Origin of the sequence: Promicromonospora iranensis (assembly GCF_028994805.1) — a bacterium.
GTDB classification, from domain to species: Bacteria; Actinomycetota; Actinomycetes; order Actinomycetales; family Cellulomonadaceae; genus Promicromonospora; species Promicromonospora iranensis.
Window position 1 is genome coordinate 178,189 of the sequence record NZ_JAJQQP010000007.1, and the last position, 13,017, is coordinate 191,205.

Consider the following 13,017-nt stretch of genomic DNA (forward strand, 5'->3'; position numbering starts at 1 on the left):
GCTCGCGCCTGACCCTTGACGTACCACCGGTTCGGGGTGAATCTTGTCGGGCCGGGGCCCGGCCCGGGCCGTCTTCTGGCCGCTCCACCGCTCCACCTCTCCCCTGACGGAAGCAAGGACGAGCACGAGGAGTTCCGATGACATCGCTGTCAGCACCCTCCGACCGTACGCGCCGGCGCAGCCGCTCGGCGCGGCTCGCCGTCGGCTCGGCGACCGCTGTCGCCCTGGCCGGTCTCGTGGCCGTGCCCCTCTCCCCGACCGCGCAGGCCGCTGCGCCCGAGGCGGAGATCTGCGACATCTACTGCGACGCCCGAGATCCCGGGGCCGCAGCGGGCGATCGTGTGCCGGTGAGCGCGACGGTGCACGGCCGCACGGTCCGGCTCCACGTCTCCGACCCCGACGTCATGGGCTGGGCCTCGATCGACGGCGGCCAGGCGGGCGACGAGGTCTGGCTGGACCGGTCGTTCGACGGCGGACGGACCTGGGCCTCGGGCAGCCGGCTCGGTGCCACGACCGTTCCTGCCGGCTCCACGGGCTGGCGCACACAGATGTACAACGTGGACGACTGGGACGACCTCGGCGTCGGTGCGCTGCGTGCCTGCGGCACGGCGGGCGACCGGCCCGAGATCGCGTGCACCGGCTGGGCGCGCAACGACCGCAACGCCGGCAGCCGATCGACGGAGGCCGCCACCGCGCTGATGATGCTGTGGGACCGGGACACCGGCCTGTTCGAGACCGACGGCTGGTGGACGGGCGCGAACGCGCTGACCGCCGTCATCGACAACGCCCGGATCAGCGGGCTGGGCAGCTACCGCTACGCGATCGCCGAGACCTACGACAAGAACGTCGGCGCGCGCGAGGGGCAGTTCCGGAACGAGTACCTGGACGACACCGGCTGGTGGGGCCTCGCCTGGATCGCCGCCTACGACCTGACCGGTGACAGCCGGTACCTGAGCACGGCACGCGCCGACGCCGACCACATGCGCGCGTACTGGACCAGCACGTGCGGTGGCGGCGTCCAGTGGAACACCGGTATCGCGTACAAGAACGCCATCACCAACGAGCTGTACATCCAGCTCAACGCGGCGCTGCACAACCGGATCCCCGGCGACACCACGTACCTCCAGCGCGCGCAGCAGGGCTGGGACTGGTTCCGCACCAGCGGCATGATCAACTCCGGCAACCTGATCAACGACGGGCTGAACGACGCCTGCGTCAACAACGGCGAGCCCACGTGGACCTACAACCAGGGGGTCATCCTCGGTGCCCTGACCGAGCTGCACCGGGCCACGGGCGACGTGGCGCTGCTGAGCACCGCCCGCAGCCTGGCCGACGCCTCGACCAGCTCCACGTACCTCAACCCGGGCGGCGTGCTGCGCGAGGTGAACGAGGGTGCCGACTGCACCAGCGACGGCGCCTCCTTCAAGGGCGCCTACGTCCGTGGCCTGGGCCGGCTCAACGCCGCGCTGGGCGACCGGCCGTACAGCGCCTACCTCGACCGGCAGGCCGACGCCGCCTACGCCACCACCCGTGACTCGCTCGGGATGTACGGCCCGCACTGGAACGGCCCGCGCGTCCCGGTGACCGCGGGACACGGCTGCCAGCACGGCGCGCTGGACCTGTTCAACGCCGCGCAGGCGAGCTGAGATCCCGCCGGGTCAGTCCCGCGGGCCGGCCGGACGGCCCGCGGGACTGACCCGTGATGCGGCCCGGTGGCAAATGACCTTGCCGTCCCTGGGAGAATGGGGCGTTGTGAGTACCGAGCCTTCTTCCACCCCAGTGTCCGACGGCGATCGCGGCCGCCCGGGCGGGGGCCGGAACCGTCGCCGTGGGCCGGGCAAGCAGAGCGACAGGCAGAACCGTCGGCCCCGCCGCGGCGGGCCGCAGCGCGTCTCGACGGCTCAGCTCGAGGCGGCGGCCGCCAAGCGCGCCGCCGTCGAGGTGCCGCCCATCACATACCCGGCGCAGCTGCCCGTCTCCGCACGCCGCGAGGACATCTCCGCGGCGATCCGTGATCACCAGGTGGTGATCGTGGCCGGCGAGACCGGCTCCGGAAAGACCACCCAGATCCCCAAGATCACACTCGATCTCGGGCGGGGCCGGCAGGGTCAGATCGGGCACACCCAGCCCCGGCGGCTGGCGGCGCGCACGGTCGCGGAGCGCATCGCCGAGGAGCTCGGCACGGAGCTCGGCGGCGTGGTGGGCTACCAGGTGCGGTTCACCGACCAGTCGAGCGACCAGACGCTCGTCAAGGTCATGACCGACGGCATCCTGCTCGCCCAGATCCAGCGTGACCCGCAGCTGCTCGCCTACGACACGATCATCATCGACGAGGCGCACGAGCGGTCCCTCAACATCGACTTCCTGCTCGGCTACCTGTCGCGGCTCCTTCCTCAGCGGCCCGACCTCAAGCTGATCATCACGTCGGCGACCATCGACTCGGAGCGGTTCGCCGCGCACTTCTCCCCCGCGGCCCTGGCCGAGCGGGGCGGTGCCCCCGCCTACGTGACGGACGTGCTGCCGGAGCTCGCCCCGATCGTCGAGGTCTCCGGCCGTACGTTCCCGGTAGAGATCCGCTACCAGCCGCTGTCGCCCGACGAGGCTCCGGACGACCAGACCTCCGGCGACGCCGAGGCCTCCCGGAACGCGCGACAGGCAGGAGGGAAGGGGTCTCGACCGGGTCGGCCACCGGCAGGCACCCGACCCTCGAAGCGGGGCAGCGAGGAGAAGGACCTCGTCACCGGCATCGTCGAGGCCTGCGACGAGCTCCTGCGCGAGGGCAACGGCGACATCCTGGTGTTCCTCTCGGGCGAGCGCGAGATCCACGACACCGCCGACGGCCTCGCCGGCCACCTCAAGGAACGCGCCCGCGACCCGAAGCACCCGCAGCACGTCGAGATCCTGCCGTTGTACGCGCGGCTGTCGAGCGCGGAGCAGCACCGGGTCTTCCAGCAGCACGCCTCGCGGCGCATCGTCCTGGCGACCAACGTCGCCGAGACCTCGCTGACCGTTCCCGGCATCCACTACGTCGTGGACCCCGGCACTGCTCGCATCAGCCGCTACTCGAAGCAGACGAAGGTGCAGCGGCTGCCGATCGAGCCGGTGTCGCAGGCCTCCGCCAACCAGCGCAGCGGCCGTTCCGGCCGGGTCGCCGACGGCATCGCGATCCGCCTCTACTCGGAGGAGGACTTCAACAGCCGCCCCGAGTTCACCGAGCCCGAGATCCTGCGCACGTCGCTGGCGTCGGTGCTGCTGCAGATGATCTCCGTCGGCGTCGTCAGCACGCCCGACGACGTCGCCCGCTTCCCCTTCGTCGAGCCCCCGGACACGCGCGCGATCCGCGACGGCGTCCAGCTGCTCACGGAGCTCGGTGCGCTGGAGGAGGTCCCGACCGGCACCGCCGGCAGGACGGTCACGCAGCTCACCGAGGTGGGCCGCACGCTCGCCCAGCTCCCGATGGACCCGCGCCTCGCACGCATGGTCATCGAGGGCTCCCGGCACGGCGTCGCCCGCGAGGTGGCGATCATCGCGGCCGCGCTGTCGATCCAGGACCCCCGCGAGCGCCCGGCCGAGCAGCGTGCGCAGGCCGACCAGCTGCACGCCCGGTTCGCCGACCCTCGCTCCGACTTCCTCACGTACCTGAACCTCTGGGAGTACGTGCGGGAGCAGCAGCACCTGATGGGCAGCTCGGCCTTCCGACGGCTGTGCAAGTCCGAGTACCTGAACTTCCTGCGCATCCGCGAGTGGCAGGACGTCGTCGCCCAGCTGCGCGAGATGTCGAAGCCGCTGGGCATCGAGATGTCGTTCCAGCCCCGGCAGCGGCCCGACGGCGCTCGGCCGGGTCCGGCGGAGGGCGCCGAGGAGGAGTCGCCGTCCTATCGGCAGACCTGGGACGACGACACGATCCACCGCTCGCTGCTCGCCGGGCTGCTCTCGCAGCTCGGGATGCAGGACACGGGTGAGGTGAAGGCGTCCGCCGTCGCGCACCTGCGAGGGGCCCAGCGGGAGATCGCGCTGAAGCGGGCGAAGAAGCAGGCGCGCAACGAGTACATCGGGGCGCGAGGGGCACGGTTCGCGATCTTCCCCGGGTCCCCCCTGTCGAAGAAGCCGCCGGCGTGGATCATGGCGGGTGAGCTCGTCGAGACCAGCCGCCTGTGGGCGCGCGACGTCGCCCGCATCCAGCCCGAGTGGGCCGAGGACCTCGCCGGACCGCTCGCGAAGCACACGTACTCGGAGCCGCACTGGTCCTCCAAGCAGGGTGCGGCGATGTGCTCGGAGAAGGTGCTGCTGTACGGGGTGCCCATCGTGGCCGACCGGCGGGTCCTGTACGCCAAGGTCGACCCCGAGGCGGCGCGCGAGATGTTCGTGCGGCACGCGCTCGTCGAGGGCGAGTGGACCACCCACCACCGCTTCTTCCACGACAACCGCGCCCTCCTGGAGGAGGCCGGTGAGCTCGAGGCCCGCTCCCGGCAGCGTGGCCTGGTCGCGGACGAGGACGACCTCTTCGCCTTCTACGACGAGCGCGTGCCCGACTCCGTGGTCTCGGCCGCCCACTTCGACCGCTGGTGGTCGCGCGCGCGCAAGGAGACGCCGGACCTGCTCACCTTCACCATGGAGCAGCTGGTCGGCGACGCGTCGGTCGACACGTCCGAGTTCCCCGAGAAGTGGCCCCAGGGCGAGCTCTCCCTGCCGCTCACCTACCAGTTCCAGCCCGGTTCCGAGGCCGACGGCGTCACCGTGCACGTCCCCGTCGCGGTGCTCGCCCGAGTGGTACCCGACGGATTCGACTGGATGGTGCCCGGGCTCCTCGAGGAGCTCACCATCGCGACCATCAAGTCGCTGCCCAAGGCGGTGCGACGCGAGCTCGTCCCGGCACCGGACGTCGCACGCGAGATCGTCGCGTGGGTCCGGGCGGAGTGCCCGGCCTGGGAGGACATCGTCCGGGCCGGCGACATGGCGGAGCCGTACGTCTCCGCGTTCACGCGAGCGGTCCGGCAGCTCCGCGACGTCGTCGTGCCGCCCGAGGTCTGGGACGAGGAGCGGGTCTCGCGGCTTCCTGGGCACCTCCGGATGACGTTCCGGGTCATCGAGGAGCGCGGGCGGGGACGGGACGCGTCGTCGATCGTGCTGGACGAGTCGAAGGATCTGCTGCTGTTGCAGCGGAAGCTGGCGGGGCGGGCTGAAGCTGCTGTGCGGTCTGCTGTGAAGGGTGCGGTGGGTCGGGCTCTTGCGGAGGCTGCTTCGGCTGGGGCGGCTGCTTCGGCTGGGGCGGCTGCTTCGGCTGGGGCGGCTGCTTCGGCTGGGGCGGCTGCTTCGGCTGGGGCGGGCGCGGCGGGCGAAGACCCGCGCGCGACACACTCACGCGCCCCAGGGGGCGCTCCGTTCGGGGATACGGTCGCGCGCGGGTCTTCGCCCGCCGCGCCCTCCGTCGGTGCGTCGCCTTTGGAGGTGGGCAGTAGCTCCAGTCGGGGGGTGGTTGGCGGGGGTGCTGGTGTCGCCGGGTCTGCCGGCGTCGGCGGTGCTGTTGTCGCGGAGCAGAGCGGGCTGACGTCTTGGCCTGCTGGGCTGCCCGAGGGTGGGGCGTTGCCGGTTTCCGTCTCTACCGATGTGGGGGCCGGGGTGGTGGTGCGGGGGTTCCCGGCTCTCGTGGAGGAGGTGGCGCCCAAGGTGAAGGGGCAGGCTCGGTCCGTCGGGGTGTCGTTGCGGATCCTGGCTGAGGAGAATGCTCAAGCTTCTGCGCACGCTGCTGGGGTGCGGCGGCTGTTGTTGTCCGAGGCCGCTCTGGGTACCGGGCGGATCACGTCGCGGTGGACGGGGACGCAGTCGCTGACGATGGCCGCGTCGCCGTACGCGAACACGGAGGCGCTGGTCGCTGATCTGCAGCTGGCGGCCGTGGTCTCGTTGACGTCCGGTGGGGACTCGGCGCGGTACGACACGCCGCCGGGCGGGCCGGATGCGGCGTCGGTGCGGTCCGCTGCCGCGTACGCCGAGGCGCTGGCGTTCGTGCGGAAGCATCTGGAGGACGAGGTGTATCGCGTCGTCGGGCACGTGGTGGCCGCGCTGTCGGCGAGCCGGACGCTCGAGGCGGAGATCCGCGCGTCCGGCAGCCTGGCGCTCCTGAACACCCTGCAGGACCTCCGCGAGCACCGCGCGGCCCTGATCCACGACGGGTTCGCGTCGGCGACGCCGCCGCGGCGGCTGCCGCACCTGGCCCGCTATCTGCGCGCGGACTCGCACCGCCTCACGAAGGCCACGGAGAACCCGGCACGGGACTCCGACCTCGCCTGGCGGATCGGCGACGTGACGGCCGCGTACGAGAAGGCCCTGGCCACGTACGCCGCCGGCTCCCCCGACGCCGCGCGCGCCGCCGAGCTGGCGGACGTCCGCTGGATGCTCGAGGAGCTGCGCGTCTCGCTGTTCGCGCAGCAGCTCGGTACGGACGGCCCGGTCAGCGAGAAGCGGATCCGGAAGGTGCTGGTGCCGAACGGCTGGTGAGCCCGACCAGGTGAAGTCGGGCGGGCCGTCGGGTCATCCCTCCCCGCGGCCACGGGTCAGCGTCTGTAGGCCGCCCTGCCGTAGCCGCTCATCAGAGGGCGTTCGCCCTTCTTGACGAGCACCACCTGCACCGCCGTGTTGCGGTACCTGTAGGACTCCGTGCCCGCGCCGCCACCGTTCTTCGCCCAGCCGAGCCACCCGACCCCGGACACGTGGACCCGGTAGTAGATGTCGTACCGCTTCGCCATCTCCCCGGTGAGGCGCATCTTGTAGGCGGACGTACGGTTCGTGCCGTGATAGGTGCCGGCGACCTTCGTGTCGCGCACGAAGGACCGCCAGCCGTCGCGCTCGACCTTGGCCGCCACCTGGACCCCGCCCGAGTATCGGCCGTCCACGCCCACACGCACGGCGTTCAGCCGCTGTGTGGTGCTGGTGAGGCCGGCAGTCGAGCCGCCGTGGACCAGCGGCCGCCAGCCCGACGGTCGCATGTACGGCTGCACCGTCACCTGGAACTGGGTCCCCTTGTCGTAGAAGGGCGCGTTGCCGGTGCCCGACGCCGAGCGTCGCGTGCCCTTGGGCAGTATCCGCATCTGGACTGCCTCGATGCGGTGGCCGAACCCCGTGGTGCCCGCGTTCTCGCCGTTCTTGGCCCAGCCGAGCCAGCCGTGCTTCGGCACGTAGGCGCGGTACCAGACGTCGTAGTAAGGGGCCAGCGCTCCGCCGTCGTCGATGCGGAACGCCTCGAGGCGACGGTTCTGCCCGACGCTGCCGACGTGGTAGACATCGCCCTTCCTCTTGAGCCCCTCCCAGCCACGGCCCTGGACGTAGCCCTCCATGTCGAACCAGTAGGCGACGTTGGGGTCGTCGGACTCACCAACCCTGGAGTACGTGTACCCAGGGCCCGGCCATGGTTCGGCGACCAGCATCTCGATCGACCGGCCGCTGCCCGCCTCGCCGGCAGACGTGGCGGTGGTGCTGCAGTACGTGTAGTTGTTCAGCCACCTCGAACCGATGTACTTCCCGCCGTAGCAGACGTCGGCGTCCGGCCGGTCGCCGATCTTGACCGAGGCCGTGACCGTCTTGGGCGCCATGCGTGGACCGTATGCCGTCACTCTGGCGGTCAGTGTGCGCCCCTCGTCCGGGGGAAGACTGAGGTAGTGGCGGTCCTCGTCGCTTCCCCCCGCGGAGACCACCTTGCCGTCCCTCAGCCACTCGTACCGGTAGGACGTCGGCTCGGGCGAGAACCCTGACACCTCCACGACCAGGTTCGGGTCCAGCCGGGCGTCGCCGAGCGCCGTGATGGCTGCCTTGCCGCCGGTGAAGGCACAGTCGTTCACGCAGACCCGGACGGTCGTCACCATCCGCAGGGCGCCCGTGAACTGCCGGTACTCGGCATTGACGTCCTGGAATCCGGTACCGAGCCCGGACTGATCCACCTGGACGGTCTCCGACTGCTCGTCGAACACCGCACGACCGATCTCCCGGGAGGCGTGCCGGAATATCACCACCCCCATCGGCGTGGTGCCCAGGTCGCTCGTGAGCGCGACCTCCAGCGGGACATGACCGTCATCCGGGGTTCCGTCCTCCAGCTCGCGCACGGTGACTGCGGGCGGTGCGGGCTTCGTGGTGGCGGGGGTCCCGACCAAGAAGCTGCTCGTCCTGGACGGGCCACGCACGCCGTACTGGTCGATGCCCCGCAGGTGCAGGTACTGCCGGCCGGACGCCGCCGGGACCACGGGCAGCACCGCCGGCTCGCCGTCCGCCACGGGGATGCTCTCCCACGTCGCAGGCCTGGAAGTGGTCCCGCTCACGGCGTACTCGTACGCGACGGCCTTGCCCTGACGGGTTGCGGCCACCAGGTACTTGCCGGCTACGCCCACACCACCGCGTGCCTCGTCGTGGACATACACGGCCTGGGCAGCAAGCACCGGCACGACCGTGGAGACCACAGGAGGCTGTCGGACCCCGAAGCGGCATGACGCCACCGGTTCCGGAGCCCAGGTGTCACCGGTGCGGACGCGTACCTCGACCCTGTAGACGGTGTCGTGGTTCAGGTACAACGAGCGATCGGTCGTGCCCACGCCGTCGTCGACCGGCGCGGCGAAACTGCTCACGTCCTCACCGTCCGGCCCGACGATCGTGTACAGGACCGCCGTCTCCGTCGTGCCGGAGTCGAAGGTCGCGGCCCACCGTGCGGCGAGACGGTCGCCCGTACCGGTGTGCCAGGCCGGCTCGTCGCCGCAGGTCTCGCCGTTCACCGTGATCGCCGGCGCCGCGAGCGGCTCTGCGGCGACCTTCGCTGACGGCGACGGCGATAGCGATGGCGACGGCGACGGCGACGGCGTTGCGGCGGACGCCGGGGTCGCGGGCACCGTGATCACGCCGGCGAGGAGCGCACCCCCGGTCAGGACTGCCAGCATCCGGCTCGGTACACCCGCAGAGCGAAAGGGGTTCACGTCGACGTTCCTCTCCAGGCTCGCACCGGGACCACCACGGCCCCGGGCAAGGGTCGCGCCGAGAGTAGAGGCGGTGAGAACGCGGCGACAACACAACGCACGCAAGTTCACCCCCACCCCGCTCTCGGGCGATTCCCAGGGACGGATCAGGGAGAGACCGGGGGATCACCCGATGGTTCGGGACCAGAGGCGCAAAATACCGTCGGAGACATGAGCACACAGACACTTTCCCGTCCGCGCCAGGGGCGCATGATCGCCGGCGTCTGCGCCGGCGTCGCCCGCCGATTCGGCTGGGACCCCACTCTCGTCCGGGTCGTCACGGTGGCCTCGATCTTCATTCCCGGGCCCCAGTTCCTCGCGTACATCGCGTTCTGGATCCTGATGCCCAACGACGACTGATCCCACCCTGCGGCACGGCAGACGGGTCTCGGGGTCGAATCCGGGGATCGCCCCATAGCCTGGCGCGCGTGCTCCGCATACCGTCGAGGCATGAGCACACCCAAGCTGTCCCGTCCCCGTCAGGGCCGCATGATCGGCGGCGTCTGCGCCGGTATCGCCCGCCGTTTCGGCTGGGACCCCACCGTCGTCCGGGTCGTCACGGTCGCCTCGATCCTCATCCCCGGACCCCAGGTCCTGGCCTACCTGATCTGCTGGATCTTCATCCCGAACGAGCGCCAGGCGGCCTGACGACCACGGTCCTGCTCACAGCGGCTGCGGCCCTGGGAGCAGTACCGGGATCCCGGCGTCGGCCGCGGCGTCGCGCAGGCCCACGTAGTCGGAGCAGCTGATGGCCACATGGCTGTCGTCCGGCAGCACCAGCCACTGCTTGCCGTCCCGGAGGAGCGTCCCGACGGCGCTGATCAGCGCCGTCACGGGGACGCTGAACTCCGGGCGGGAGCTGTCGACCGGGCTCAGGTGGGCGTGCCCCTCCGACAGGGTGAGGACCATGTCACCGGACGGCACCATCGTGCTCGGCGATGGAGGGCTGCTCGGGGTCTCGACCCGGATCATGAATCCCGTGCCGTCCCGTCCGGCGTCCTGCCGCCCTGACCGGTGCCAGAGGAACAACGTCAGGCACACCACGCCGAGGAACGCGACGCCGGCGAGGAACGTGAGGCCTTTCTCCGGATCCCTGAGCATGACGAGCACGCCGACCAGCCCGGAGATGCCGAACAAGAACGCGGCGCCGAACACGACTGTCGCTCGCGACCCTTGTTCGGCGGTGCGCGCTTCCCGGATGTCCGGACCGGTGTTGGTACGCGCGACCGGTGGACGGTCGGAGGCGACATCCGGGGTGCTCTCCGCCACGGCGGTCGTACCGGGTAGTCCGTGCAGGAGCTGCCAGCCCATCCACCGGTGCCGCTCCTCGACGTCCTCCCGGGCGAGCCGCTGGACGAGGAAGATCCGCCGGAAGTAACGCCCCAGAGAGAAAGCCAGGGGCGGCAACGCGGCGAGCAGGTAGGCGACGAGCAGCACCCCGTACTGCCCCGGCTCGAACTCCCACCAGGCCGGCGACATGGCGACCCCGGCCAGTGCCACGATGAAGGCGAACAGCGGCAGGTACACCCGCGCCACCTCACGTCGACGGACCCGATCGGTGTGCGAACTACTGAAGAAGGCCGCGTCGACGAACGGGCGGTCCTCGATCCGCACGTGCAGCCGGGCCCGGTACGGATGGGTCATCTCGGGATCGGTGTCGATGTCACGCTCCTCGCCCACGCCGAGCGGTCGCTCGGGCAGCTGCAGGACACGAGGGTCGTGGATCGCCCAGGACCAGGCCTTGCGTAGCTCCCACGCCCGGTTCCAGCGACGCCGGTACACGATCCAACCGGTCCAGACGACGGCGAGCAGCATGACGCCGGCAACGACCTCCCGGCGACCCGGAGCCGCCACCGGCAGCCCGGACAGTGCCGAGGCGGCGAAGCCCACCAGCGGGAACAGGCCCACGGTCTGGAGAACGATCAACAGGCTCCCCGCGAACAGCCGGACCACCGAGAGGTCCACCCGCTCGGCGCGCCACAAGTATCCGCATGCGGCGTCGTACCAGTCGCCGAAGGTGCCGACAGGCGCTATGTCGTCCGGGTGCGGCGGCAGGCCGCGGGGTGGGCCGTGCGGCTCGAGGGGAACCACGCCCCAGTACGTCCTGCGGTCCTTGGCGCCGAGCGGGCCCGCCCACCCGGGTGTCCTGTGGGCGTATCCCACTGCCGTCCCTTCCCTCTCGGATCTGAGGCGTGGCCCCGGAGTCCCTGCTCCGGCCGACCAGCACAGTCAGGCTACGGGGAGTGGACCGCCGATCTCCGTGCGGCTCCGGAATTCACCCTGGGATTCCCAGGGAAGGATCAGGGACCGACCGGAGCGTCACCGGACACTCCCATCCTCACCGTCGCCTCGTTCCTCATCCCGGGACCGCAGCTCCTCGCCTGCATCGCGTTCTGGATCCTCATGCGCACCGAGGACTGAGCACCCACCTCCGACACGCCCGGCCAGGGGCTTTTCGCCCGGCCCTCTGGGCGTGTCGCCGGATGGCCTGCAACACTTGCAGCAAGATCCGGAAACAGCCGTGCAACGCCGCACGCGCCTCAGCCCGGCCGACGCCAAGGAGCCGCAATGACGCGCCATCCGAACGTGCCCCGACGCCTGCTCGCCACCCTGACAACGCTCGCTGCTGCACTCAGCCTGAGCCTGGTCGCGACCGCCCCCTCCGCCGGAACGGCCCGGGCCGCCACACCGGCGCACGGCGACGGCGACGTCATCCTGAACATGTTCCAGTGGACCTGGGACTCGGTCGCCGCGGAGTGCAGAAACGTCGTCGGCCCGGCCGGCTTCGGCTACGTCCAGGTGTCCCCGCCGATGGAGCACGTCCGCGGCTCCCAGTGGTGGACGTCGTACCAGCCGGTGAGCTATCGGATCGAGTCGAAGCTCGGGACCCGTGCCGAGTTCGCGAACATGGTCGCCGCCTGCGACGCCGCCGGGGTGGGCGTGATCGCGGACGCCGTCGTGAACCACATGGCAGGAGCCGGCCGGTCGGGGACCGGTGTGGCCGGCACCGCGTACTCGGACGACAACTTCACCGGCACGTACAGCGCCGCGGACTTCAACGACTGCCGCACCGACATCTCCGACTACACCAACCGGTATCAGGTGCAGAACTGCCGCCTGGTCGCTCTGCAGGACCTGCGCACCGGCTCCGACTACGTGCGCGGCAGGCTGGCGGCATACCTCGACGACCTGGTCTCGCTCGGCGTCGACGGGTTCCGCATCGACGCGTCGAAGCACGTCCCGGCGTCGGACCTGGAGGCGATCAAGTCGCGGATGCGGAACCCGAACGTCTTCTGGGTGCACGAGGTGATCGGTGCCGCCGGCGAGCCGATCCAGCCGTCCGAGTACCTGGGCAGCGGTGACGCGCACGAGTTCGACTACGCCCGGCAGCTCAGGCACGACTTCGACGGGCAGATCAAGAACCTGCGCTTCGTCGGTGACGGCAAGCTGCGGTCCGACCGGGCGGGCGTGTTCGTGGACAACCACGACACCGAGCGCAACGGGGAGTCGATGAGCTACAAGTGGGGCGCCAAGTACGTGCTGGCCAACACGTTCCTGCTGTCGTGGCCGTACGGGTCGCCCACCGTGTACTCCGGCTACGAGTTCTCGAACACCGACGCCGGCGCGCCCGGCGCCACCGAGACCTCGATACCCGACGCGACCTGCGGCGCCGGACGGTGGACCTGCACCCAGCGCTGGACGGAGGTGCGCGGCATGGTCGGGTTCCACAACGCGGTGTCCGGCACCCAGGTCACGAACTGGTGGGACGACGGCGGCAACCTCATCGCCTACGGCCGCGGCAGCCGGGGATACGTGGTCCTGAACAACACCGGATCCGCGGTGCAGCGTTCGTTCCAGACGTCGCTTCCGGCGGGCACGTACTGCGACGTCGTCGCGTCGTCGAACTGCTCGGTGACGCGAACCGTCAACGGGAACGGCTGGTTCACAGCATCGATCCCGGCGTACGGCGCCCTGGCCCTCCACGTGAACGCCCGAGGCTAGGACCAGCAGATTCTCGTTGTGGGCG

Annotated in this window: 7 protein-coding genes; 5 read left to right on the top strand and 2 right to left on the bottom strand. The window is 70.8% G+C overall.

Going from position 1 to position 13,017, the window contains the following annotated elements; translation table 11 throughout:
* Positions 1 to 137: 137 nt before the first annotated feature.
* Positions 138 to 1,646, top strand: coding sequence for a glycoside hydrolase family 76 protein (locus tag LUM46_RS13635; RefSeq protein ID WP_274994584.1), 1,509 nt, complete (start codon positions 138 to 140; stop codon positions 1,644 to 1,646).
* A 133-nt stretch (positions 1,647 to 1,779) separates the two neighbouring features.
* Entirely contained in the window at positions 1,780 to 6,495 is a 4,716-nt protein-coding gene (hrpA, locus tag LUM46_RS13640) for an ATP-dependent RNA helicase HrpA (RefSeq protein ID WP_274994585.1), read from the top strand.
* A gap of 56 nt (positions 6,496 to 6,551) precedes the next feature.
* Here hrpA and LUM46_RS13645 read toward each other — a convergent pair whose 3' ends face one another.
* A complete protein-coding gene (locus LUM46_RS13645) occupies positions 6,552 to 8,951 on the bottom strand; it encodes a hypothetical protein (protein WP_274994586.1) in 2,400 nt (799 codons plus the stop codon).
* Positions 8,952 to 9,161: 210 nt separating this feature from the next.
* On the opposite strand from LUM46_RS13645, the gene LUM46_RS13650 reads away from it, so the two are divergent.
* Together LUM46_RS13650 and LUM46_RS13655 are read left to right on the top strand one after the other, a co-directional pair.
* Positions 9,162 to 9,350, top strand: a complete 189-nt coding sequence (locus LUM46_RS13650) for a PspC domain-containing protein (protein WP_274994587.1) — start codon at positions 9,162 to 9,164, stop codon at positions 9,348 to 9,350.
* A gap of 90 nt (positions 9,351 to 9,440) precedes the next feature.
* A complete protein-coding gene (locus LUM46_RS13655; RefSeq protein WP_274994588.1) occupies positions 9,441 to 9,638 on the top strand; it encodes a PspC domain-containing protein in 198 nt (65 codons plus the stop codon).
* A 15-nt stretch (positions 9,639 to 9,653) separates the two neighbouring features.
* Here the strand turns inward: LUM46_RS13655 and LUM46_RS13660 are convergent, their stop codons facing one another.
* On the bottom strand, positions 9,654 to 11,153 hold the full coding sequence (locus LUM46_RS13660; protein WP_274994590.1) for a hypothetical protein: 1,500 nt from the start codon (positions 11,151 to 11,153) through the stop codon (positions 9,654 to 9,656).
* A gap of 405 nt (positions 11,154 to 11,558) precedes the next feature.
* On the opposite strand from LUM46_RS13660, the gene LUM46_RS13665 reads away from it, so the two are divergent.
* Complete coding sequence (locus tag LUM46_RS13665) at positions 11,559 to 12,992, top strand: alpha-amylase (RefSeq protein WP_274994591.1); 1,434 nt, start codon at positions 11,559 to 11,561, stop codon at positions 12,990 to 12,992.
* Positions 12,993 to 13,017 lie beyond the last annotated feature (25 nt).

Bases quoted from the DNA above. Each gene is read 5' to 3' on its own strand.
- LUM46_RS13635 (WP_274994584.1), top strand. From the start codon at position 138: ATGACATCGCTGTCAGCACCCTCCGACCGTACGCGCCGGCGCAGCCGC.
- LUM46_RS13650 (WP_274994587.1), top strand. From the start codon at position 9,162: ATGAGCACACAGACACTTTCCCGTCCGCGCCAGGGGCGCATGATCGCC.
- LUM46_RS13655 (WP_274994588.1), top strand. From the start codon at position 9,441: ATGAGCACACCCAAGCTGTCCCGTCCCCGTCAGGGCCGCATGATCGGC.
- LUM46_RS13665 (WP_274994591.1), top strand. From the start codon at position 11,559: ATGACGCGCCATCCGAACGTGCCCCGACGCCTGCTCGCCACCCTGACA.